Below are 23,894 nucleotides of genomic sequence, written 5' to 3'. Positions count from 1 at the left end.
GAACGCGGGGGTAGTATGATAGTCGCCACCATTTGATACAAAGTTTCCGCGGCGCATGGAGCAATCTACGCTCGCGCGACTTGGGCGGTTTGCGCTACATCAAAGTGATCCAAACAAGGGAGTGCAATGAAGCGACACATCCAGGCTGCGCTACGGTCAGCGTTGATCTTCCCCGGCGCGGGCCAGCTGTACCTTGGCAAGCGCGCGCGCGCGCTTGCCTTTGCAGTGCCAACGTTGATTGCCGTCGGCGTATTCCTGAGCGACGTGCTCAAGCCGGTGCTGGCAATTAAAGAGCAGCTCGAGATCCAGATCGCCGCAGGAGAAATGATTGACCTGGTCGCGGCGTTTCTGCGCATGCGTGCGGCGGCGCTGAGCGCCAGCGGCGGCGTCCATGTCGCCGTGTATGTGCTGGTCGGCTGCTGGGCCGTGAGCATTCTTGACGCGTGGTTATCAGAACGCTAAGAAGGTAAGATTCCCGACTGTGGCGGCGTTGAAACGCGACACAGAAATGCTTCGTGTGCGGCTGTACAAGGAGGAAAACCGATGTCACCATGTTGATCCACATCAACATTCATTGACATCGCAAGCGCCTTGCGACTGCTAGACATGACCGCCTTGTTCAGACATCAACTGGCAGCACGCCATCGCACTGTTGCGCTCGCCGCCGCTCTGTATGCGCTTGGAACCGGCCACGCTGCCGCGAACGATCTTACCTCCCTGCCATTTGAACAACTGTTGACGATGGAGGTATACAGCGCCTCCAAATTCACACAAAAAGCGAGCGATGCGCCGGCCCTGGTCACCGTGATCAGCGCTGCGGAAATCCGCCAGTACGGCTGGCGCACGCTTGCCGATGTCGCGCGCAGTGTGCGCGGCTTGTACGTCAGCTATGACCGTAACTACAGCTACCTGGGCGAACGCGGCTTCCTGCGTCCGGGCGATTACAACACACGCTTTCTGCTGCTCGTCGATGGCAACCGGATCAACGACGCCGTGTACGACCAGGCCCCGGTGGGCACCGAATTTCCGCTCGATCTGGAGCTGGTTGAGCGGATTGAATTCGTGCCCGGACCCGGTTCTTCAATCTACGGATCGAATGCCATTTTTGGCGTGATCAATGTGATCACCAAAAACGCGCAGGTCTTGTCTGGCGGGCGCGCCTTTGCCGAGGCAGGCGGCGCGGGCGCACGCCGTGTCGGTGCCAGCTATGCCTGGCGCAGCGAAGGCGGGACAGACGTTCTGCTGTCGGGCAGCGTACGGGACGACGCCGGACGCGATCTGTATTACGCCGAATTCGACACGCCGACACAAAACAAGGGCATCGCGCAAGGGCTCGACTATGATCGCGGCGAACGTCTACTGGCGCGGATTGGCAACGGCGCACTTGCCATCACATGGATGCACGCGCGCCGGGTCAAGGGCGTGCCCACGGCCGCGTTTTATCAACCTTTTAACGACCCGCGTTCCAGCACCACCGACCGCCAGAACTACCTGAGCGCGTCCTGGCACAGCGCGACCGACGTGCCCGAGCAATTGAAGGCGCGCCTGTATTGGGGCCAGTACGACTCCTTTGGCGACTACGCCGTTGACAATGCCACCAGCACGCTCAATCACGATGGCAGCGCCGGGCGTTGGTGGGGCGGCGAAGTGTCACTGGTCAGCACCCGGTTTGCCGGCCATACCATTCTGGCCGGCGCCGAATTGCAAAGCGACTACCGGCTGCAGCAGTACAACTTTGATGTGGCCCCCTTCTTTACTTACCTGAGCGACCAGCGTAGCGCGCGGCGCGCAGGCGTGTATCTGCAAGACGAGCTGGCGCTCAGTGCGGCATCGCGCCTGAACTTGGGCATGCGCTATGACCGGCCCAGCGGCCAGCCAGGCGGCGTCAGTCCGCGTGTGGCCCTGATTCACGCACTGAGCAAGGCGACCACGATTAAAGCCATTCATGGCCTCGCATTTCGCGCGCCGAATGCCTTCGAACGCTTTTATGCTTACCCCGGCCCTGGTGGCCAGGCGGCCAATCCGGATCTGTACAAGGAACGGATTGCATCGACCGAGCTGGCCGTCGTGCAGCAGCTGGACACCAGCGCGCGCCTGACCGCCACCGCGTTTCGCAATATCGTTTCAAGGCTGATCACTCAAGAGCAATTCGATGCCGATGGCACCACCCGTTTCGAGAATCAGGCAAAGATTCAGGCCCGGGGCGCGGAACTGGAATTCGAACAGCGCTGGGAAAACGGCGCGGCGCTGCGCGCCAGCTACAGCTACAGCCATATCGCCAACGGTGGGGGGCAGCAGCTCAACGCCCCATCGCGCCTGGCAAAGTTCAATCTGACCGGTCCGATCGGCATCGCCAACTGGCAAGGGGCGATCGAAGCGCAGTACGTGGGACCGCGCCAGGGCCTAAGCGGCCCGGTAGGCGGCTTCTGGCTGGCCAATGCCAATCTTCTCACGGCCCGATTGTGGGGTCACACAGAGGCATCCCTGTCGGTGTATAACCTGTTCGGACGGCGCTATGCCGACCCCGGCTCCACCGAGCATACGCAGGCGCTCATCGCGCAGGACGGGCGCGCGCTGCGGCTTCGCGTTGGCCATGCGTTCTAAGCGTATTGGCGGGGCCCTGCTGGCCGTCGCGTCAGTGCTCGCGCTGTTCACGGCGGGACCCGTCGCGGCCCAGCCGGTGCAGGCCAATGATTTGAAGGCTGCATTTATCTTCAATTTTGCGGTCTTTACTGAATGGCCACGCCAGGTGCTGCCAGACGGGGCGCCATTCAATATTTGCGCTGGCGCGGGCAACGCCATGCTGCCGGCACTGTTGCAGCTCAATGACAAGGCAGTCAATGGTCACCGCATTGCCGTGCGATCCAGCGTGACGCCGGTGCGCGGCTGCCATGTGTTGGTACTGGATCGCGCGGACCACGAGCAATGGCCCCAATACAAGCGCGAACTGGGCGGCAGCCACGTGCTGACGGTGTCCGACGAACTTGGCGCCGATGGCGCGGTCATCCTGCTGTCCATGCAAAATCAACGCGTCAGCTTTGACATCGACCTGACCGCGGCACGCGGCACGCAGCTCACCATTTCATCCAAACTGCTGCGCCTTGCCAGGAGCGTGCAATGAACAATCGGCGTAAAAGCGACCAGGCCCCAGGCCTGGGCCGCCGCCTGACCCAGACCACGATCATCACCGCGGGCGCCGCCCTGCTGGTGGCGAGCCTGGCACTGATCGCCGTGCAATTCGTCTCGCTACGGGCGGCCATGGTCGACGATCTGCGCGTCCAGGCACGCATCATTGGTACCAACAGCAGCGCGGCACTGATGTTTGGCGACGAGCGTGCCGGCGTCGAAACATTGGCTGGCCTGGCAGCCTCGCCGCCAGTGGTGGCGGCCAGTATCTTCGACGCCCGGGGCGCAACCCTGGCGCACTATGAACGCGCCGGACGCATCACCTTGCAGGCGCCGTCGGCCGCGCAGGCCGATTCCGCCTATGACGTTGGCGCACGCTACATCGACGTGTCCGAACCGGTGCGGGTCAACAACCAGCATATTGGCACCATCGCCATCCGCGCCTCGCTGGACGGCTTGTTCGCGCGCCTGCTTGCTTACGCGGTGCTGACCCTGGCCGTGGCCTTGTGTTCGCTGGCACTTGCATGGGCACTGGTCGCCTCGATGCGGCGCAGGGTGCGCAAGGCCGAGGAGCACCTGCATTTCCTGGCCCATGTGGACTCCGTCACCACGCTGCCAAATCGACACGAATTCAATGAAAGGCTGGCCCTCGCGTTAAGCGAGGCAGACCGCATCAACGCGACGGTGGGCCTGCTGCTGCTCGACCTGGACAACTTCAAGGTCGTCAACGACACGCTTGGACACGATTGCGGCGACATGCTGCTCAAGCAGGTAGCAGACCGGCTTTTGGCCAGTTTGCGCCAAACCGACATCATCTGCCGGATAGGTGGCGATGAATTTGTCATCATCGTCGAGCCGGCCGGCGATCAGGGCGAGACCGAAGCGGTCGCGCGCAAGATTCTGGCCGTGCTGGCCGCCCCGTTTGCAGTCAACGGTCACCAGCTGTATGTCAGTGCCAGCATCGGTGTGAGCATTTATCCACGCGATGCAGGCGATGCGCGCACCTTGACGCGCAGTGCCGACACGGCCATGTACCACGCAAAGAACAATGGCAAGAACGCCTTTGAAGTGTTTCAGCCGGCCATGGAAGAAAAGGCGCAAAAGCGCCTGAAGCTGGAAGCCAATTTGCGCCGCGCACTGGAACACGACGAACTGGAGCTGCACTATCAGCCGCAGATCGACCTGCGCAGCGGGCGCCTGGTCGGCGTTGAGGTGCTGGCACGCTGGCACTGCGCAGAACTGGGCCACGTCAGTCCGGCGGAATTCATTCCGGTGGCCGAGGAGAGTGGCATCATCGTTCCACTCGGACGCTGGGTTCTGCAGCACGCCTGCCGCCAGGCGGCGGCGTGGCGCGACGCCGGCCTGCTCGATACCATCGAACACGTGGCGGTCAACCTGTCGGCGCGCCAGACCCGTGACGATGGTCTGATGCACGACATCCAGGCGATCCTGCGCGAGACCGGCCTGCCGCCACGTTTGCTGGAACTGGAAATCACTGAAGGCGTATTGATGGAGAACGTGAACGCGAACCTCGATTTGCTGCATGGCTTCCAGGCAGCCGGGATTCACTTGTCGATTGACGATTTCGGCACCGGGTATTCGTCGATGTCCTACCTGAAGCGCTTCCCGATCGACCAGCTCAAGATCGACCGCAGCTTCGTGCATGACGTACCGGGCGACGGCGAGGCAATTGCGACCGCCATTATCGCCATGGCGCACAGCCTGGGCATGACGGTGGTGGCAGAAGGTGTGGAGACACTGGAACAGCTGGAATTTTTGCGCCGCGCAGGCTGCGACATCATGCAGGGATACTATTTTGCGCGGCCCATGCCGGCGGCGCAGCTGACCGATCTGCTGCGCACGCACGGGGGTAATTGGCAGCCGAGTGCGCAGGCGCTGCTGCTCTAACCAACATCGTCCTCGCGGAGGCGGGGACCTATACCACACTGAACAACTTCGGCAAAGTGGTATGGGTCCCCGCCTCCGCGAGGACGATGTGCTTATCCCAGCTTGGCCGCGTGTTCGCGCGTTGCGTGGAACTTCAGCTTGGGCCAGCGCTCTTCGGTCAGCCGCAGGTTCACATTGGACGTGGCCAGATACGCCAGATTGCCCGCCGCATCGTAAGCCACATTGTGTCCCAGCGCGGTTTCGAAATCAGCCAGCACGCGCTTGTCGTCACCGCTGACCCAGCGCGCGCTGCTGATGCTGGTGCCTTCGAACACGGCGTCCACGCCGTATTCGTTCAGCAGGCGGCTGGCCACCACTTCAAACTGCAGCACACCAACCGCACCCAGTACCAGCTCGCTGCCCTGCACCGGCTTGAACACCTGCACCGCGCCCTCTTCGCCCAGCTGCTGCAAACCCTTGTGCAGCTGCTTGATCTTGAGCGGATTGCGAATCCGCACCGAGCGGAAGAAGTCCGGCGCAAAATAAGGAATGCCGGTAAATTGCAGCATCTCGCCTTCGGAGAAGCTGTCGCCAATCTGCATGTTGCCATGGTTGGGCAGACCGATGATGTCGCCCGCGTAGGCTTCTTCGACCTGTTCGCGCGACGATGCCATGAAGGTCACCACCGACGACACCTTGATCTCGCGCCCCAAACGCAGGTGCTTGACCTTCATGCCGCGCTCGAACCGTCCCGAGCACACGCGCAGGAAGGCGATGCGGTCGCGGTGGGCCGGGTCCATATTGGCCTGAATCTTGAAGACGAAGCCGGAGAATGGCTGCTCGTCGGGCGCGACCACGCGCACGCTGGCATCGCGCTCGCGCGGCGCCGGTGCCCAGTCAACCAGGGCCGACAGAATTTCACGCACGCCGAAGTTGTTGATCGCCGAACCAAAGAAGACCGGGGTCTGCACGCCCGCCAGGAATTGCTCCAGATCGAAAGGATGCGAGGCGCCGTGCACCAGCTCCACTTCCATTTTCAGCTGTTCGATCTCGAGCGGGAACATCTCCTGTAGCTTGGGATTGTCGATGCCCTTGATGATCTCGAAGGCGCCGTCGGCCTTTTCTTCGCCGGCCTTGAACAGCATGATTTCATCGCGCAGCAGGTGGTACACACCGCGGAAGTTCTTGCCCATGCCGATTGGCCAGGTCACTGGCGCGCACTGGATCTTGAGTACCGACTCCAGTTCGTCGAGCAGCTCAAGCGGATCGCGCGTTTCGCGGTCCATCTTGTTCATGAAGGTGACAATCGGCGTGCTACGCATGCGGCACACAGCCAGCAGCTTGATGGTCTGCGCTTCAACGCCCTTGGCGGCATCGATCACCATCAATGCCGAGTCGACTGCCGTCAGCACGCGGTAGGTATCTTCCGAGAAGTCCTGGTGGCCGGGGGTGTCGAGCAGGTTGATCACATGGTCGCGATGCTCGAACTGCATCACCGAGCTGGCCACGGAAATGCCGCGCTGCTTTTCGATCTCCATCCAGTCGGAAGTGGCGTGACGGCCGCTCTTGCGCGCCTTGACGGTACCCGCCATCTGGATCGCGCCCGAGAATAGCAGCAGTTTTTCGGTCAGCGTGGTCTTGCCCGCATCCGGGTGCGAGATGATGCCGAAGGTACGGCGGCGCGCGACTTCACGCGCAATCTGGACCGGCTGGCGCGCCGCGCTGGTGACGCCGCTGTCGGCGTCGGGGAGTGTTGGATCGATATCGTTGGCCATATTCTCAGCCATAGCTTGGCCCTGTGCACAAAACCCTCAATTTTACCGATTCTTGAGCCGCTCGTGTGAAATGATTACGCCAGCCCTCAGGCGCGCGGTCGGCCACTGCTGCTGCGCCCGGGCAGCGCGGCAATGGTCAGCGGACTGGCGCGCCGTTTCAGGGCCGGAAAGCGGACCGACATGGTCATGCCGCGGCCATCGCGGCCATCGCCGATTTCGGCCTTGGCGCGGTGCGCCTGGGCGATGTCGCGCACAATGGCCAGCCCCAGGCCGCTGCCGGTGCTCTTGTCGTCCAGCCGCACATAGCGCTGGAACACCAGTCCGCGCTGGTGGGGCGGAATCCCGGGACCGGAATCCTCCACTTCCAGCACCCCTTGCTGGCCATCGGCGAAGGTGCGCACGGTGACCGTGCCGCCCTGGGGCGTGTAGCGCACCGCATTGTCGACCAGGTTATCAATCAGGTCACGCAGCAAATTGGTATCGCCCGCCACCGGTGCTGGCTGCAGGTCGAAGCCGATATCGATCTGCTTCTTGCCCGCCTCGTCGACGAAATACTGCACCACCTGCCCCACCAGTTGCGACAGGTCGACCTGTTCCAGGCGTTTTTTCTCGAACCGGCTTGGCTCGGCGCGCGCCAGGGCCAGCAACTGGTTGGTCTGGCGGATCATGCGCTCGTTCGACGTCAGCATCAGCTGCACCGAGCGCACCGTGTCCGGATCGCCCTTGTAGCGGGCCGCGAGCCACTCAAGCTGCAGTTTCAAGCCTGCCAGCGGGGTACGCAACTGGTGCGCCACGTCGGCCAGAAAATTATGCTGTGCGGTGGCACCAGCACGCACCTTGCCCAGCATTTCATTGAAGGCCCCCACCACAGGCACCAGCTCATAGGGTACGGCACCACTGTCAATCGGGGCCAGATCATTGACTTCGCGCGCATTCAGGTTGGCACGCATGCGCGCCAGCGGCAGCAGGCCGTTGGTGACGGAAAACCAGATCAGGCCGACCAGCGCGAGAATGAAGACGCCTTCCACCAGCAGCAGCGCGCGCAGGATGGCCGAGCGCACTTGCTGGCGTTTGCGCATGGTCTTGGCGACCCCGATCAGCAGATGCTCCTCGCCCTGCACCACGGGCAGAAAAGCAATCCGGATCGGTTCGCCGCGCATGGTGCCGTCATGGGCTGCCACCTCGAGCCGCCCGCCCAAGGGGAAATCGACGTCGCCAGCGAGGATCTGGCCCTTCCCGGTGCGCACCACGAAGTAGAAGGCATCGATATCGTTGGCGCGCAAAATCTGTTCGGCCTGGCGCGGCAAGTCGATGCTGGCGCCGGCCGGCCCTTCGCGCAGGCGCGAGGCCAGGGCCACGGCGGCATCGGCCAGGCTCTGGTCAAACGCAATCTGGGCTGGAATCCAGGCCAGCAGGTAAGTCATGCTTGCGCCGGCAAGATTGATCAGGATGATCGGCACGATCAGCCACTTCAGCAGGCGCAGGCGGATGCTGTTCATTTGTCCAGCTCAAGCATGTAGCCGAAACCGCGAATGGTGCGGATGCTGATGCCCGCATCGGTGGTCTTGAGGCGGATGCGCGAAATGTAGACTTCCACCGCATTCAGGGTGACATCGTCTCCCCAGGGCAGAATGGCGTCAATGATCTGCTGCTTGGACACCACCCGGCCACCATGCTGGACCAGGTATTCGAGTACGGCCCACTCGCGCACCGACAAATCGATGCTGCGCGTGCCAACCTGGGCGCGCCGGGTCTGGGTGTCCAGCGTGAGCTGGCCCAGACTGAGCACAGCCGGCTTGGGCGCATTGCGCCGCGCCAGTGCCTTGATGCGGGCCACCAGTTCGGCCGTGGCAAACGGCTTGACCAGGTAATCGTCGGCGCCCAGCTCCAGGCCGCGCACCCGGTCTTCGATGGCGTCGCGCGCGGTCAGCAGCAGCACCGGCACATTGTCCTGGCGCGCGCGCAGGCGCCGTACCACTTCAAAACCGTCGATGCCTGGCAGGCCGATGTCGAGCACCACCACGGCCATGTCGCCGCCCTGCAGCAGCTGGTCGGCCTGGGTGCCGTTGCCGACCACCTCGACCAGCATGCCATGGCTTTGCAGAATGCGGCACAGACCATCGGCCAGAACGGCGTCATCTTCGACCAGTAACACGTGCATGCGGAAGCTCTTTTAGTTGCGTTACATACATTATGAGGCATAGCACGCTGTGCGCCCAAGCATCTCGCCAGGCATTGCGGCCCCATGTCGTGCCGCTGACAGCCGGTTTCAAGTGCTGCTTTTAGGCAAGTGTGCGTAAAAAAGCGGCATTCAGCAGGGAAAACGCGATTTCTCCCCAGTAGGACTGGGCCCACAAGGCCGTATGCATGCAGCCTACATGGGGGCGACTGCTAATCTTATGTTCGCCAACAGACGATAGCTTTAATGTTCACACATCGCGATCTGCTGCTGTGTGCAGGTCGCCCCTGAAGCACGTTCGAGAGTGAGGAAAACAATGAACAACACCCAACTTGGTACCACCGCGCACAATGCGCCATCGGTAAACCAGATTCCTGCCAATGCACAGGAGTTGAAAGTTGCGTCCAAGCCAGTTGTCAGCTATAGCGGCACCCAGCAAAACGAATTGCTGGCCGCCCTTCCCCGCCATGATCTGGAATCGCTGTTCGAACACCTGGAGCTCGTTGCGCTCCCGTTCGGCAAAGAACTGTTTGAATACGGCAGCAAGCTGGAAAACGTCTACTTCCCTACCACTGCCATTGTCTCGCTGCTGTATGTGATGGAAGATGGCGCCACCACCGAGATCGCCGTGGTCGGCCATGAAGGTGTGGTGGGCATGTCCCTGTTCATGGGCGAGCGCGCCATGTGCAGCGCCGTGGTGCAAAGCGCGGGCTACGGTTACCGCCTTAAAACCCAGTACCTGCGCGATGCCTTCAACCAGGGCGGCGCCCTGCCCCAGCTGCTGATGCGCTATACCAATGCCCTGTTTGCCCAAATGGCGCAGAACGCCGTGGGCGGCCGTCACAGCTCGATCGAACAAAAACTGTGCCGCTGGCTGCTCGACCGCCTGGATCGCTCCGCTTCGAACGAACTGAAAGTCACCCAGGAACTGATCTCCATCATGCTGGGCGTGCGCCGCGAAAGCATTACCGCTGCCGCCGGCAAGCTGCAGGACGATGGTCTGATCACCTACCGCCGCGGCAATATCACCGTCATCGACCGACAAGGTCTTGAGGCGTATGCGGGCGAGTGCTATAAGGTGGCAAAGACGGAATATGACCGCCTGCTGATGGATGTGGCACGCTGATTTCCTGCCCGGGCGGGCGCTCCGGCGGCCCGCCCAGCGGTATGTGCGCTTCGACGCAGGTACCGCGATTGTTCATTCCCCGCTTCACCGTCAAGCTTCCCGCCAATAACAATGCGCGCTCGCGCATGCCCAGCAAGCCATGCGAGCGCGGTTTGCTGACCGCCTCGGCATCGATCCCGATCCCATTGTCTGTAATTTCCAGCGCCAGATGGCTGCCTTCGCGCGCCAGGTGCACGATGACCTGGCTGGCATTGGCGTACTTGGCCACGTTGTTCAGCGACTCTTGCACGATACGGAAGATTGCGATGGCCTGCATCGGCCCGGCGCTATCGACCTCGCCTTCGATCAAGGCTTCGCAGTCAAGTCCGGTCACGCGGGCGTAATCGTCGCAATAGCTTTGCAAGGCACTGGCCAGACCCAGGTTGTCGAGCATGCTGGGGCGCAGGTCTTCTACAATGCGGCGCTTCAGTTCCACCGTATCGACCAGGGTGCCGCGTGCGCGGTCGAGCATGGCCGCCAGCGCGGGCTGCACAGGCCGCAGCGTGTCCGCCACCGCGTTCAAGTCAATGTTAATAGCCGTCAGGTTGGCGCCCAGCTCGTCGTGCAGCTCGCGCGCCAGGCGCGCCTTTTCTTCCTCGCTCACGCGGATCAGGTGGCGCGACAGCACCGACAGCTGCTCGGTGCGCACCACCACCATCGATTCCAGGTTTTCGTTGGCGTTGCGCAGTGCCTGGGCGCTGGCCACGCGCTCATAATAACCGCGCCGGATCAGCCGATAGAACAGGCCCAGCACCAGCACCGCCAGCACGTTGATGCCAATGCCCAGCATGACGGCATTGCGGTGCTCCTTGTCAAACGCGGCGCGGCGGGCAGCAAGCAATTCTGTTTGCTCCTGCACCATGATCACCACTTGAAAACGAATTTCATCGAGCAGGAACTTGCTGTCGCTGGTGGCGGCAATGGCCACCACATCGTTCAGGCCACCCTTCTGGTACACCTCCAGCACCTGTTCCATGTTTTCCAGCTTGCGCTTGACGAGGGTGCGTAGCTGCGCCAGGTTCTTGCGCTGGGACGCGCTGTCGGCCACCAGCACGCCAAGCTCATCGAACTGATCGTCGATCTTGCTGGTGGCCGTGCGCAGCGGCCCCAGGTACACCTCGGAGCCGGACAGGAAGTAGCCGCGCAAGCTGGTTTCCGCATCCATGACCAGCACGTTCAGGTATTGCACCTTGTCAGTGACGAGCGCGGTCTTGCTTTGCAGGCGGTTAGCCGCGTTCAGCGATCCGTAGTTATGGAACAGACTCACCCCGTTCGCCACCAGCAGCAGCACGCAGAACAGTGCCACAGCGGTCTTGTAGAACGGCAGTCCCGCCTTCAGGGGTGGGTCGATGGTGAAATACATCCAGGATCCTTTGCGCTCCGCACACTCAGCGAGAGGCAATTATAGTCCGGACCTTGCCTGGCTGCAGCCAAGCACATCTGTGAGGGGGAAAAACAGCGGCCGCTGGCGTGTGCCGGCCGCGGGGACAATTAGTCGAGCAGATTGTTTTTCATGGCGTAATAGGTCAGGTCGCTGTTCGACTGCAATCCCATTTTTTCCATGATACGTGTACGGTAGGTGGAGACGGTCTTGATGGACAGGGACAAGGCCACGCCGATGTCGGACACCGTCGCACCCTTGGCCAGGCGCAAGAAGACCTGGAACTCGCGGTCCGACAGCTCGGTGTGCAGCGCCGTGCTCGGATCACGGTCGAAGCTTTGCGCCAGCAGTTCGCCGACAGTGGAACTGACGTAGCGGCGGCCCTGGAACACGGTGCGTACCGCGGTTTTGAGTTCGTCCGCTTCGCACTCCTTGTTCAGGTAGCCGTTGGCGCCCATCTTGAACAAATTCAGCGCGTACTGCTGCGCCGGGTAGCCGGACAAAATCAGCACCGGCAGATTGGGCTGGCCCTGACGGATGGTACGCAGGATATCGATGCCGCTCTGGTCGGGCATGGCAATATCGAGCAACAGCACGTCGCAAATTTCGCGGCGTGCGATATCGAGCGCTTCGCGCCCGGTAGCGCCTTCAGCAACGACCTCAAAGTCATCGGAAGACGAAAAAATCTGTTTGAATCCTGCTCTTACTATCTGGTGATCGTCACAAATGGCAACGCGTATCATTGTCTTCCCTTAAATTTTCCCTGTCACAGGAAAGAGCCCGAGGCCAACCCCACGCCCGGCACTGCGCATCCCTTGGTATTCTAGCACTCTGATTGTTTTATACAAACACACGTGCATATCGAAACACGGCATTTTGGCGTGCGCAGAGATTATCGCTGATCCGGCGGCCGCACGCCAAGCAGATGCAGCCGGCGTGTGCTGGACGTGGGGTTGTAATCAGCCCTTGAGCAGGGCGAGGATCGCGCTCAGTTCGGCCCGCAGGGTGGCCATGTCGGGACCGGCCAGGAACTCGGGCGAGGCCTCGTGCGCATCGGCAGCGCCAACGTCGTCGGGTGCGCCTTCGCCGTGGCGGGTATCGAGCTTGTTGCGTGCGCCGCTGATGGTAAAGCCCTGCTCATACAGCAGTTCGCGGATGCGGCGAATCAGCAGCACCTCGTGGTGCTGATAATAGCGGCGGTTGCCGCGTCGTTTGACCGGCTTTAGCTGGGTAAATTCCTGCTCCCAGTAGCGCAGTACGTGGGGTTTGACGCCGCACAACTCGCTCACTTCACCGATCGTGAAATACCGTTTGGCCGGAATGGCCGGCAACACAATCAGATCGGTCTTGCTTGCACGATCGTTCATAGGGCGCTTTTAGAGCAGGCTAGACGACACGGGACAGCGGGCTGGTTTCTTCGACCATTCCTTTGAGCTTCTGGCTCGCATGGAAGGTGACGACCCGGCGCGCCGTAATCGGTATTTCTTCTCCGGTTTTAGGATTGCGCCCGGGCCGCTGCGGCTTGTCGCGCAGCTGAAAATTGCCGAAACCGGACAGCTTGACCGCCTCGCCGCGCTCGAGCGCATTGCGGATTTCATCGAAAAACGTTTCGACCATATCTTTGGCTTCGCGCTTGTTCAGTCCGACCTGCTCGAACAGCAGTTCGGCCAGCTCGGCCTTGGTCAAGGTCGGCAAATCTTTTTCGGCCTCGGCGCGCACTTTGGCGACCTGCATGGCCCGATGCAGGTCGGCCGCCAGTGCCGATTGGAGTACCGCGGAATCAACGTCGTTGTTATTAATTTTCCAGCCCTGCCTTTAAATCGAACTTACCCGTGGGGTTCATGCGCGAGGTGTCGCGCCGTTATTTCGCTTGGCAGCATCGGTCATCGCCGACATCAAAGCGTCGACCGCATCGTCCTGCAAGGTGGTTTGAGTATCTTGCAAGCTAAAGCGGAAAGCAAGGCTTTTTTCATCCGCCGACAGCCCTTTTCCGCGATATTCATCAAACAAAACAATGGCTTGCACAATCTTTCCTGCAGGATTTACTTGTAATTCAGCAGCAAAAGTATCGAGCAGGTCTTGTGCCGCAAGGTCTTGCTTGACGATCAAGGCGAGATCGCGGGTGGCGCCCGGGAACTTCGAAATTTCTGAATAGTTCGGCACCACTCGTTGTTGCAACGCAACTGCATCGACCTCGAACAGGACCGGCGCCTGTGGCAGGTCGTATTTCTGCAGCCAGCGCGGATGCAGTTCACCAATGAAGCCAATCTGCACGCCATCGAGCTCGACCGCAGCCGAACGGCCCGGGTGCAAACCAGGGTGATTCAGTTTCGAGAAACGCAGCTGGCGCGGCGCGAACAAGGCTTCCAGATCGGCCTTGACGTCGAAGTAGTCAACCAGGCGCGCGGCCGCGCCCCACTGCTCGTCCACGGCCTGGCCGTAGGCAATGGCCGCCACCCGCTTGGGCTGGTCGAAACCGGCGATCGACAGCGGACCGTCCACCGCCTGCGCATTGCGCAGGAAGATGGCACCCACCTCGAACACGCGCACCCGGCCCGCCTTGCGGTTCAGGTTGTAGCGCACATTGGCCACCAGGGAGCCAATCAGCGACGAACGCATCACTGACAACTGGCTGGCGATCGGGTTCTGCAGCTTGATCGGCGCTTCATTGGCATTGAAGTCGGCTTCCCACTGCGCTTCCACAAAGCTCATGTTGACCACTTCCTGGTAGCCCAGGTCGGCCAGTTGATGGCGCACCGCGAACAGGGAGCGGGTGTGCTCCGGCGCGATGCGCATGGCGCTGGCAGCGACCGGCGGCAGCGCCGGGATGTTTTCAAAGCCGTACACGCGCGCCACTTCTTCGATCAAGTCTTCCTCGATCTCGATGTCGAAGCGGTAGGACGGCGCCGTGACGGCGAACAGGCCAGGCTGCTGCGTGAACGGCAAGCCCAGACGGGTAAAGATGTCGGCCACCATGGCATCGGTGATCGGCACGCCAATCACCTTTTGCGCGCGCGCCGTGCGCATCTGCACTGGCTGGCGCTGGGGGATGTTGACGATCTGGTCGTCAACCGGTCCGACCACGGTCTGCGCGGTGCCGCAGATTTCCACGATCAGGGCGGTGATGCGCTCGATGTGTTCCACCGTGGTGGCAAAATCGACCCCGCGCTCGAAGCGGTGGCCCGCATCGGTCGAGAAGTTAAAGCGCCGTGCCCGGCCCTGGATCGCGTTCGGCCACCAGAAGGCCGCTTCCAGATAGATGTCTTCGGTCTCAAGCGAGACGGCAGTCGCGTCGCCGCCCATGATGCCAGCCAGGGATTCAATTTCCTTGTCGTCGGAGATGACGCCAACCCACTCGTCCACGTCCACGGTGCTGCCATTCAAAAGCTTGAGCGACTCGCCCTTCTTGCCCCAGCGAACGTCCAGCCCGCCGTGAATCTTGGCCAGGTCGAACACGTGCGACGGACGGCCCAGCTCCAGCATGACGTAGTTGGAGATATCGACCAGGGCCGACAGCGGACGCTGGCCGCTGCGCTCGAGGCGCTGACGCATCCAGGCCGGCGTTTCCGCCTTGGCGTTCAAGCCGCGGATGACGCGGCCCGAAAAACGGCCGCACAGGTCCGGGGCGCTGATTTTGACAGGCAGAATTTCGCTGCCGTTGACCGCCACCGGACGCGTGACGGGTGCCTGCAACGGGGTGCCAGTCAGGGCCGACACTTCGCGTGCCACGCCCAGCACCGACAGGCAGTCCGCCTTGTTCGGGGTCAGCTTGATGGTGAATTTCAGGTCGTTCAAAGCGAGGTAGTCGCGGATGTTCTGGCCCACTGGGGCGTCCGAGGGCAGCTCCATCAAGCCGCTGCTCTCTTCCGAGATTTTCAGTTCCTTGGCCGAGCACATCATGCCCTGCGACTCCACGCCGCGCAGTTCACCGACCTTGATCACGAAAGGCTTGCCGTCCGCGCTTGGCGGCAGCACTGCGCCGGCCATGGCGCAAATGGCTTTCATCCCGGCGCGCACATTGGGCGCGCCGCAGACGATATTGAGCAGCGTGCCGGTGCCAGCATCGACCTTGCAGACGTTCAGGCGGTCCGCGTTCGGATGCCGCGTCACTTCCAGCACTTCGGCCACCACCACGTTGGAAAACGGGGGCGCGACTGCTTCGACTTCTTCCACTTCCAGGCCGGACATGGTCAACAGGTGGGCCAGTTCATCCGAAGTCATCTTCGGATCGACCATGGTACGGAGCCAATTTTCAGAAAATTGCATTGTATGGACCTCGGAATTAGTTAAATTGCTTCAGGAAGCGCAGATCGCCTTCGTAGAACAGGCGCAGATCATTGATCCCGTAGCGCAGCATGGTCAGGCGCTCGAGGCCGGAGCCGAACGCGAAGCCGATGAATTTTTCAGGATCGAGGCCGAAGTTCTTGACCACCGTCGGATGCACCTGGCCGGCGCCCGACACTTCCAGCCAGCGCCCTTTGAGCGGGCCACTGCCAAAGGCGATGTCGATTTCGGCCGATGGCTCGGTGAACGGGAAGTACGAGGGGCGGAAGCGCACCTGCAGATCGTCCGTCTCGAAGAAGGCTTTGACGAAGTTGAGGTACACGCCCTTCAAGTCGGCAAACGAAATGTCTTCGGCAATCCACAGGCCTTCGACCTGGTGGAACATCGGCGAGTGGGTCGCATCGCTGTCAACGCGGTAGGTGCGGCCGGGCGCGATCACCTTGATTGGCGGCGTGTGGGTGCGCGCGTAGCGCACCTGCATCGGGCTGGTGTGGGTACGCAGCAGTAGCGGCTTGCCGGTGCTGTCATTGCCTTCGATGTAGAAGGTGTCCTGCATCGAACGGGCCGGATGGTTCTCGGGGCTGTTCAGGGCAGTGAAATTGGTCCAGTCGGTTTCGATCTCGGGGCCGTCGGCCACGTCGAACCCGATGGAACGGAAGATCTCCTCGACCCGCTCCCAGCTGCGCATCACCGGATGGATGCCGCCCATGGCGCGGCCACGGCCCGGCAGCGTGACATCGATCGCTTCCAGGTTCAGACGTGCTTCCATGATGGCGTTCGCCAGGGCGTCGCGGCGCGCGGTCAGCGCGGCCTCGATTTGCACCTTGGCAGCGTTGATCAGGGCGCCCTGGGCTTTTTTCTGCTCCGGATCGAGCTTGCCCAGGCCCTTCATCTGTTCGGTGATCTGGCCGGTCTTGCCAAGATACTTGGCTTTGGCGTTTTCGAGTGCGGCAGCGTCTTCGGCGGCGATAAAGTCAGCCTGGGCCGAGACGACGAGTTCTTCGAGGGAGTTCATGCGATGAAAGTCTTCCGGTGTTGGACGGCGCACGCGCCACAATCAAAAACGGGGCACAGGTTTGAACCTCTGCCCCGCTTCTAGGGGCGCCTGACGGCGCCCATGACAAACATCGATGCTTACGCAGCGATCTTTGCCTTTACTGCGTTGACAATCGCGGCGAACGCCGGCTTGTCCATCACAGCCATATCGGCCAGGACTTTACGGTCCAGTTCGATCGATGCTTTCTTCAGGCCGTTCATGAAGACGCTGTACGTTACGCCATGCTCACGGGAAGCGGCGTTGATACGAGCGATCCACAGACGACGGAATACGCGCTTCTTGTTACGACGGTCACGGTAGGCGTATTGGCCAGCGCGCATGACTGCTTGCTTGGCAACACGGTATACCTTGCTGCGGCGACCACGGTAGCCTTTAGCTTGTACAAGAATCTTTTTATGACGGGCACGAGCTGTAACCCCACGTTTTACTCTAGGCATAGTAACTCCTTAGTTGTGAGATTAAGCAGATGGCATCATGCGCATGACGGACGTGACGTCGGACGCATTGATGTTGCGGGTACCACGCAGTTGACGCTTGTTTTTGGTGGTCTTCTTGGTCAGGATGTGGCGCTTGAAAGCGTGACCCGACTTGACGGTTCCACCTGGACGCACGCGAAAACGTTTCTTCGCGGAGCTTTTGGTCTTCATTTTAGGCATATTAGTTCTGTCCTGTAGGACAGCTCCAGTAGCAGGATTGCAGGTGGCAGCAACGCGCTGCGCTTAGGGGCCTGCTTTCACATTAGACTTCCCTCTTTACAGAAGGAAGCCGGAGATTTTAACACGATTCTGCGGAGAAGCAACAAAAGTCTCACATAGGCGCTCGCGTTATCCCCACAGCCGCGAGCAACCACCACATCGCCCTCGCGAAGGCGGGGGCCCATAGCATGCTGAACAACTTTGGCGATGTGGAATGGGTCCCCGCCTTCGCGAGGACGATGTGGTGGCTGAAACAACAAAGGCGGGTGATTGCTCACCCGCCCTTGTATTTTGATTAAGCCTTACAGCTTATTTCTTCTTCTTCGGCGACAGAATCATGATCATCTGACGGCCTTCCATCTTCGGGAACTGCTCAACCTGGCCGTACGGCTCCAGATCGGCTTTCAGGCGTTCCAGCATGCGGAAGCCGATATCCTGGTGGGCCATTTCACGGCCGCGGAAGCGCAGCGTGATCTTGGTTTTGTCACCTTCGTCGAGGAACTTGATCAGGTTACGCAGCTTGATATTGTAGTCGCCATCATCGGTACCAGGACGGAATTTGACTTCCTTGACCAGGATGATCTTCTGCTTCAATTTGGCTTCGTGCGCCTTCTTCTGCTCCGAATATTTGAACTTGCCGTAGTCCATCAGGCGGCAAACTGGTGGTTGCGCGGTTGGCGCAATTTCCACCAGGTCTACGTTCGCTTCTTCGGCCAGACGAAATGCTTCAGCCAGGCTCACAATGCCAAGCGGCTCGTTGTCCACCCCGGATAAACGCATTTCAGGGGCGGTGATTTCGCCGTTGATGCGATGCGACTTGTCAGTAGCTATGTTGTTTCCTTTTAATGTCTGATGAATTAGCCATGCTGGTTAAGCTTTGGATTCGACCTCGTGTTTGAGGCGTTCCACCAGCGTATCGATGGACATGACGCCCAGATCGACATTGCCACGTGCTCGCACGGCCACAGTATTGGCATCCCGCTCTTTATCGCCAATCACGAGGATATATGGCAGTTTTTGGACGGAATGTTCGCGTATTTTATAGGTAATCTTCTCGTTTCGCAAATCAGTGTGAACGCGGTACCCGAGTTTCTTGAGCTGCGCCGAGATTTCCCGGGCGTAGTCTGCCTGGGCATCGGAGATGTTCAGGACCGCAACCTGTACTGGCGCCAACCACAGTGGCAAGGCGCCAGCATAGTTTTCGATCAGGATGCCGATAAAACGTTCCAACGATCCGACAATCGCCCGGTGCAGCATCACAGGCACCTGGCGCGAATTGTCCATCGCCACGTATTCCGCGCCCAGACGCTCCGGCATGAAGAAGTCAACCTGCATGGTGCCCACCTGCCATGGACGGCCCAGGCTATCCTTCAGGTGGTACTCGATCTTCGGACCGTAGAACGCGCCCTCGCCCGGCAATTCGGTCCAGCTTACGCCACAGGCGCGCAGACCCGAACGCAGCGCGTCTTCGGCCTTGTCCCACACTTCGTCGGTGCCGATGCGGCTATCCGGACGCAGGGCCAGCTTGACTTCGATGTTTTCAAAGTGGAAGTCGGCATACACCTCCATCGCCTGCTGGTGGAAGGCCACCACTTCCGGCTCGATCTGCTCGTCGGTGCAGAAAATGTGGCCATCGTCCTGAGTAAAGCCGCGCACGCGCATGATGCCGTGCAAGGCGCCCGAGGGCTCATTGCGGTGGCACTGGCCAAACTCGCCATAGCGCAGCGGCAAGTCGCGGTAGCTGCGCATGTTGCTGTTAAAGATTTGCACGTGACCCGGGCAATTCATCGGCTTGAGCGCGTAGGAACGGTTTTCCGATTCCGTAACAAACATGTTTTCGCGATAGTTTTCCCAGTGGCCGGTCTTGCCCCACAGGCTGGAATCGAGAATTTGCGGCGCTTTCACTTCCTGGTAGCCATTGACCTGGTACTTATTGCGCATGTACTGCTCCACCTGCTGCCAGATGGTCCAGCCTTTGGGATGCCAGAACACCAGGCCCGGCGCTTCATCCTGGAAATGGAAGAAGTCGAGCTGCTTGCCCAGCTTGCGGTGGTCGCGCTTTTCCGCCTCTTCCAGATTGTGCAGGTAGAGTTCCTGATCTTCCTTCTTGGCCCAGGCAGTGCCGTACACGCGCTGCAGCATTTCATTCTTGGAGTCGCCACGCCAGTAGGCGCCGGCCAGCTTCATCAGCTTAAATACCTTCAGCTTGCCCGTCGATGGCACGTGAGGCCCGCGGCACAAATCGGTGAAGCCGCCTTCCGCATACAGCGACACGTCTTCGCCGGCAGGAATCGAGGCAATGATTTCAGCCTTGTAGTGCTCGCCAATGGACTTGAAGTAAGCCACCGCCTCGTCGCGCGGCAGGACCGTGCGCGTGACTTTTTCATCCTTCTTGACCAGTTCGGCCATCTTCTTTTCGATCGCCACCAGGTCTTCCGGCGTGAACGGACGCTTGTAGGCAAAGTCGTAGTAGAAACCGTTTTCGATCACAGGACCGATCGTCACTTGCGCGTCCGGGAACAATTCCTTGACGGCGTAAGCCAGCAAGTGCGCCGTCGAGTGGCGGATCACGTCCAGCCCTTCCGGATCCTTGTCGGTAATGATCGCCAGATCGGCATTGCTTTCGATCAGGAAGGAAGTATCGACGACTTTGCCGTTGACCTTGCCGGCCAGCGCGGCTTTCGCCAGGCCGGTACCGATGCTGGCCGCAACTTGTGCTACGGTGACTGGGCCATCGAACTGGCGCTCGGAACCATCGGGAAGTCGGACTGAAACCATGCTGTTCTCCTGAACAAAGACTGCGGTGTAAAGATTAACAAAAATGCGGACGAAAAAAAACGCGGACTAGCCGCGTTTTCTTTTTTGAAGAGCAAAAGAAGTCACCTCGACTAGCGTCGCTGGAACAACCCCGTCGTAGTTCGCGGTGCCATAACCATGGTGCCTTTCTCGCTCTTACATAATGTACTGCATGTTCTGGTGGGCGGTGAGGAATTCGAATCCCCGACCCCTTGGATGTCGACCAAGTATTCTAACCAGCTGAACTAACCGCCCGAAGACCAGCATTATAGAGAGCCGCTTTCAGAAAAACAAGGGCTATTTCGCAGAAAGTGTGTATCGCTTTTTCCGGGCCGTTAACAATGCCAGCGCGCCCAGGCCCAGCAGCGCGAACGGCGCCGGTTCGGGCACATACACCAGCACCGGATCGTTGATGAGCAGATTGTCGATCACCCAGTTGCGGCCGTTGCCGCCCTCAACCGTGTTGACGTAATCATCGCCAGTGGCAATGCGGATGAAGTCGATCCCGCCCCAGTCCAGCTGCAAGGCCAGCGGGGTCGGACTGATCGGCACATAGCGTTCATACAGCACCCGTCCGTCGAGAATGCCTTCGATGAACACGGTCTGGGTGCCCCAGGCGCCGCCAATGAACAGCGAATTAAGCGTGAAGGTATCCAGGCCCGGCAAAAACAGCGATGCGTGGGGGGCGCCGAACGGGTTCGACAGGACCTGCCCGCCAGTCAGCCTGACCATCTGGGCAAAGCCGTTGTCGCCGCCACGCGGCCCGCGGGTGGTATACATGTTCGTGTAATAGAAATGCTCGTCGAGACCGTGATTGAAATCGATGACCGTGGCCTGGACGACGGCCGGCACAGCCATCGCGGCGGCAAACAACATTGCCAACAGCTTACGCATTGCATTCTCCTGACAGGACGGGAACTGGCAATCGAAGCAAGCGCCGCGCCAGAGCGAAAATTTGTTCCAGATCAAAGACTTACAAATCATGCGTGATGGAAGTGTAAATATTTCCGTCATCACAAGTCCAGCATCCTTGCAGCGTTTTCCACTACACTGGTGCCATCGCATTTTTCTATCTTGCCATGCAGCCTTCCGAATCGCCCTCCCCCAGCGCCCATTTGCACGCCCACCACGAGGGCGACGCACGCCATGTACACGTTGCCGAAAAGCGCAGCCAGAATGCGCTGGCCTTTTCGCTGACGCTGACGCTGCTGTTTGCCGGCGTCGAAGTCGGTGCTGGCTGGGCCGCCAACTCGCTGGCGCTCATTTCCGATGCTGGCCACATGGTGACCGATGCCGCCGCGCTTGGCTTAGCGCTGCTGGCCCAGCTGATCGCGCGCAGGCCGCCGTCGGCCCGCCATTCGTTCGGCTTTGGCCGTGCCGAAGCGCTGGCCGCCTTCGTCAACGGTCTGGCCATGCTGCTGGTGGTCGGCTGGATCCTGTTTGAGGCAGTGCACCGGCTATCCCAGCCCAAACCCGTGGCCGGCGGCACCGTCTTCATCGTGGCCGGCATCGGCCTGGCGATCAATCTGGGCGTGGCCTGGCTGCTTTCGCGCGACCAGGCCAACATGAATACCCGCGCAGCCCTGGTGCACGTGATGGGTGACGTGCTTGGCTCCATCGCGGCCCTGATTGCCGGCGCCGTCATCTGGCAGACGGGATGGATGCAGATCGACCCGCTGCTGTCGATTCTGGTGTCGCTGCTGATTCTCAAATCCACCATTGGCGTTCTGCGCGAGTCCTACCATTCACTGATGGAAGGCGTGCCGCACGACATCGACTATCTGAAGGTGGGCGACGATCTGGCCCTGATCGATGGCGTGCTGTCGGTGCACGATCTGCACGTATGGGATATGTCGCCAGGCCAGCCTGCCCTGATTGGCCATTTGCAGATTCGCAGCATGCAGGACTGGCCGCGCATCCTCGCGGCGGTCAACGCCATGCTGCTGGCCCGCCACGGGATCGACCATGTCACGCTCCAGCCCGAGGCGCGCGCCTGATTGCTGTGGGCCCCGTCTTACCTGGACGCGGCACGCGCACCGATTGCCGCGACTGCCCGGCACTTTGACAATCTGTGCATGGATACACACATCTATGACACCCTGATCATCGGTGGCGGCCCTGGCGGCCTGACTGCCGCCATTTATCTGCGCCGCTTCCGGCGCGACATTATCCTGGTCGACAAAGGGCATAGCCGCCTTCAATTGATTCCTGTCACGCACAACTTTCCCGGCTTCCCGGATGGGATTCAGGGCAAGCAGCTGCTTGAGAATCTGCGCTGCCAGCTGGGCAAATACGAAGGCAGCGTGACCGAGGGCGAAATCACGGATGTCCGACTCGAAAATGACCTGTTCGTAGCGACGATGGGAGAACAGCAATTGCTCGCACGCACAGTTCTATTGGCCAGTGGCATCGCCGACGCCGGCCTGCCCATCGAGAACTGGCACGAAGCCGTAGCCAGCGGCGCCGTACGCCTGTGTCCGGTGTGCGATGGGTACGATGTACTCGACAAGCGCATTGCCGTGGTCAGTTCGGCCACCAATCCAGTGGGGCACGCCCTTTTCATGCGCACATTTTCCACCAGTGTCACCCTGTTCGAGCGGGGGGCCGATGCGCATCTGGACGCGGGTCAGCGCGCCCAGCTGGAACAAGCCGGGGTGCGTTACGTGCTTTCCCCACTTAAAGGCATCGGCATGACCGACAGCATGAAGCCGGTCATGCACACCGAAGACGGCGAGGACCACCACGCCGATGTGGTCTACCCGATGCTGGGCGAGACGGCACGTTCCGACCTGGCCGCCGCGCTGGGAGCGGAAATGGCTGACTGCAAGGAGCTACTCGTCGACAAGCATCAGCAGACCTCCGTGCCTGGCTTGTACGCGGTGGGCGACGTTACACGCGGCCTCAATCAGATCAGCGTGGCTGCCGGCCAGGCTGCCGTGGCCGCCACCCGCATCCACAACCGTCTGCCGCCGCGTTACCGGACCTAGCCCCGGTTGGCGTCAATCCACCCCTGCAGGTTGGCCATCAGTACACCGGGGGCAATTTCTAGCGAGCGCATCGGCAAGTTGACATGGGCCGCCCCAAAGCAGCGCGCATTGATGCGCATGAGCACCCGTTTGAGGGGATTCATGCGCGCCAGCATCGCCTCCGGCTCGACCAGATGGAAACAAAGAAAATCGTTTCCAAGAAAGTGCTTGATTTCCACCCTGCTGATTTCGTGCCAGTGCAAGAAGCCGGCACTGACGGCGCTGGCGTTGTCGGTGACGCCGGTGCTGTCAATGACCAGCATGGGCGCCGACGAATTGAGCTTGATGACAAAAAAGATGGCGCCGGCTGCAATGAACACAATGCCCACGATCGCCACCGTGGTCGCCCCTGGCAAGGGACTGAACAACAGGCGCAGGGGCGCCAGTATCACGATCGCACACCCGATGAGCATGGTGGTGAACAGCTTTTTGGGGACGGGCAGAATGATCGGTTCCATCGCGACTTTCAAAGAATTGCTGCAAGAAAACAAGCCGATAATGTACTGGACAGCGGAACCAGTCA

Annotated in this window: 22 protein-coding genes and 1 tRNA gene; 7 read left to right on the top strand and 16 right to left on the bottom strand. The window is 60.6% G+C overall.

The genetic code is table 11. The annotated features are described in order from the left end of the window. Nucleotides 1–126: 126 nt before the first annotated feature. The 4 genes from BUC24_RS08240 to BUC24_RS08225 all read left to right on the top strand — a co-directional run bounded on the left by BUC24_RS08240 (nucleotide 127) and on the right by BUC24_RS08225 (nucleotide 5,034). Complete coding sequence (locus BUC24_RS08240) at nucleotides 127–462, top strand: hypothetical protein (RefSeq protein WP_073213562.1); 336 nt, start codon at nucleotides 127–129, stop codon at nucleotides 460–462. Between the two features lie 153 nt (nucleotides 463–615). Further along, complete coding sequence (locus BUC24_RS08235) at nucleotides 616–2,604, top strand: TonB-dependent receptor plug domain-containing protein (protein WP_373887968.1); 1,989 nt, start codon at nucleotides 616–618, stop codon at nucleotides 2,602–2,604. After that, the gene (locus tag BUC24_RS08230; RefSeq protein ID WP_083598773.1) at nucleotides 2,594–3,121 is read left to right on the top strand and encodes a YfiR family protein; all 528 of its coding nucleotides are present in this window, start codon (nucleotides 2,594–2,596) and stop codon (nucleotides 3,119–3,121) included. Before BUC24_RS08235 ends, BUC24_RS08230 begins: the two co-directional genes overlap by 11 nt. Further along, nucleotides 3,118–5,034, top strand: coding sequence for a putative bifunctional diguanylate cyclase/phosphodiesterase (locus tag BUC24_RS08225; protein WP_073213560.1), 1,917 nt, complete (start codon nucleotides 3,118–3,120; stop codon nucleotides 5,032–5,034). Before BUC24_RS08230 ends, BUC24_RS08225 begins: the two co-directional genes overlap by 4 nt. 92 nt (nucleotides 5,035–5,126) lie before the next feature. Here BUC24_RS08225 and BUC24_RS08220 read toward each other — a convergent pair whose 3' ends face one another. From BUC24_RS08220 to BUC24_RS08210, 3 genes are all read right to left on the bottom strand, one after another. Beyond that, entirely contained in the window at nucleotides 5,127–6,788 is a 1,662-nt protein-coding gene (locus BUC24_RS08220; protein WP_073214992.1) for a peptide chain release factor 3, read from the bottom strand. Nucleotides 6,789–6,874: 86 nt separating this feature from the next. Further along, on the bottom strand, nucleotides 6,875–8,287 hold the full coding sequence (locus BUC24_RS08215; RefSeq protein ID WP_073213558.1) for a sensor histidine kinase: 1,413 nt from the start codon (nucleotides 8,285–8,287) through the stop codon (nucleotides 6,875–6,877). Next, complete coding sequence (locus BUC24_RS08210) at nucleotides 8,284–8,949, bottom strand: response regulator transcription factor (protein ID WP_073213556.1); 666 nt, start codon at nucleotides 8,947–8,949, stop codon at nucleotides 8,284–8,286. The genes BUC24_RS08215 and BUC24_RS08210 overlap by 4 nt, the downstream gene beginning before the upstream one ends. 334 nt (nucleotides 8,950–9,283) lie before the next feature. Here BUC24_RS08210 and BUC24_RS08205 point away from each other — a divergent pair, with 334 nt between their 5' ends. Next, nucleotides 9,284–10,093, top strand: a complete 810-nt coding sequence (locus BUC24_RS08205; RefSeq protein ID WP_073213554.1) for a Crp/Fnr family transcriptional regulator — start codon at nucleotides 9,284–9,286, stop codon at nucleotides 10,091–10,093. Here the strand turns inward: BUC24_RS08205 and BUC24_RS08200 are convergent. From BUC24_RS08200 to BUC24_RS08145, 12 genes are all read right to left on the bottom strand, one after another. Next, complete coding sequence (locus tag BUC24_RS08200) at nucleotides 9,999–11,495, bottom strand: CHASE3 domain-containing protein (protein WP_073213553.1); 1,497 nt, start codon at nucleotides 11,493–11,495, stop codon at nucleotides 9,999–10,001. The two genes, BUC24_RS08205 and BUC24_RS08200, sit on opposite strands and share 95 nt — an antisense overlap. 128 nt (nucleotides 11,496–11,623) lie before the next feature. Further along, a complete protein-coding gene (locus tag BUC24_RS08195) occupies nucleotides 11,624–12,256 on the bottom strand; it encodes a response regulator (protein ID WP_073213552.1) in 633 nt (210 codons plus the stop codon). A gap of 216 nt (nucleotides 12,257–12,472) precedes the next feature. Beyond that, entirely contained in the window at nucleotides 12,473–12,880 is a 408-nt protein-coding gene (locus tag BUC24_RS08190) for a MerR family transcriptional regulator (RefSeq protein WP_073213551.1), read from the bottom strand. A gap of 19 nt (nucleotides 12,881–12,899) precedes the next feature. Continuing rightward, nucleotides 12,900–13,247 carry an integration host factor subunit alpha gene (locus BUC24_RS08185; RefSeq protein WP_073213550.1) on the bottom strand — a complete coding sequence of 116 codons (348 nt, stop codon included), beginning with the start codon at nucleotides 13,245–13,247 and terminating at the stop codon, nucleotides 12,900–12,902. A gap of 105 nt (nucleotides 13,248–13,352) precedes the next feature. Next, nucleotides 13,353–15,779 (bottom strand): phenylalanine--tRNA ligase subunit beta, encoded by a 2,427-nt coding sequence (gene pheT, locus BUC24_RS08180; protein WP_073213549.1) that lies wholly within the window; start codon nucleotides 15,777–15,779, stop codon nucleotides 13,353–13,355. Nucleotides 15,780–15,795: 16 nt separating this feature from the next. Next, complete coding sequence (pheS, locus tag BUC24_RS08175; RefSeq protein WP_073213548.1) at nucleotides 15,796–16,812, bottom strand: phenylalanine--tRNA ligase subunit alpha; 1,017 nt, start codon at nucleotides 16,810–16,812, stop codon at nucleotides 15,796–15,798. Between the two features lie 119 nt (nucleotides 16,813–16,931). Further along, nucleotides 16,932–17,291 (bottom strand): 50S ribosomal protein L20, encoded by a 360-nt coding sequence (gene rplT, locus BUC24_RS08170; RefSeq protein ID WP_038493023.1) that lies wholly within the window; start codon nucleotides 17,289–17,291, stop codon nucleotides 16,932–16,934. Between the two features lie 21 nt (nucleotides 17,292–17,312). Beyond that, nucleotides 17,313–17,510, bottom strand: a complete 198-nt coding sequence (gene rpmI, locus BUC24_RS08165; protein ID WP_073213547.1) for a 50S ribosomal protein L35 — start codon at nucleotides 17,508–17,510, stop codon at nucleotides 17,313–17,315. A gap of 348 nt (nucleotides 17,511–17,858) precedes the next feature. Further along, nucleotides 17,859–18,407: a translation initiation factor IF-3 gene (infC, locus tag BUC24_RS08160; protein ID WP_267873475.1), complete on the bottom strand. Its 549-nt coding sequence runs from the start codon at nucleotides 18,405–18,407 to the stop codon at nucleotides 17,859–17,861. Between the two features lie 12 nt (nucleotides 18,408–18,419). Beyond that, on the bottom strand, nucleotides 18,420–20,327 hold the full coding sequence (gene thrS, locus BUC24_RS08155; protein WP_073213545.1) for a threonine--tRNA ligase: 1,908 nt from the start codon (nucleotides 20,325–20,327) through the stop codon (nucleotides 18,420–18,422). Between the two features lie 196 nt (nucleotides 20,328–20,523). Beyond that, nucleotides 20,524–20,600, bottom strand: a tRNA-Val gene (locus BUC24_RS08150). 42 nt (nucleotides 20,601–20,642) lie between these two features. Then, nucleotides 20,643–21,239, bottom strand: a complete 597-nt coding sequence (locus tag BUC24_RS08145; RefSeq protein WP_073213544.1) for a PEP-CTERM sorting domain-containing protein — start codon at nucleotides 21,237–21,239, stop codon at nucleotides 20,643–20,645. A 185-nt stretch (nucleotides 21,240–21,424) separates the two neighbouring features. On the opposite strand from BUC24_RS08145, the gene BUC24_RS08140 reads away from it, so the two are divergent. Together BUC24_RS08140 and BUC24_RS08135 are read left to right on the top strand one after the other, a co-directional pair. Next, nucleotides 21,425–22,342, top strand: a complete 918-nt coding sequence (locus BUC24_RS08140) for a cation diffusion facilitator family transporter (protein ID WP_073213543.1) — start codon at nucleotides 21,425–21,427, stop codon at nucleotides 22,340–22,342. Nucleotides 22,343–22,420: 78 nt separating this feature from the next. Then, nucleotides 22,421–23,332 (top strand): NAD(P)/FAD-dependent oxidoreductase, encoded by a 912-nt coding sequence (locus BUC24_RS08135; RefSeq protein WP_073214989.1) that lies wholly within the window; start codon nucleotides 22,421–22,423, stop codon nucleotides 23,330–23,332. Here BUC24_RS08135 and BUC24_RS08130 read toward each other — a convergent pair. Continuing rightward, nucleotides 23,329–23,829: an STM3941 family protein gene (locus BUC24_RS08130; RefSeq protein ID WP_073213542.1), complete on the bottom strand. Its 501-nt coding sequence runs from the start codon at nucleotides 23,827–23,829 to the stop codon at nucleotides 23,329–23,331. The genes BUC24_RS08135 and BUC24_RS08130 overlap by 4 nt on opposite strands. Nucleotides 23,830–23,894: the final 65 nt, after the last annotated feature.

It is taken from the genome of Massilia sp. CF038 (assembly GCF_900129765.1).
GTDB lineage: Bacteria > Pseudomonadota > Gammaproteobacteria > Burkholderiales > Burkholderiaceae_D > Telluria_A.
Note: the sequence above shows the minus strand (reverse complement) of the source record. Positions and strands in the feature narration are given on the sequence as shown.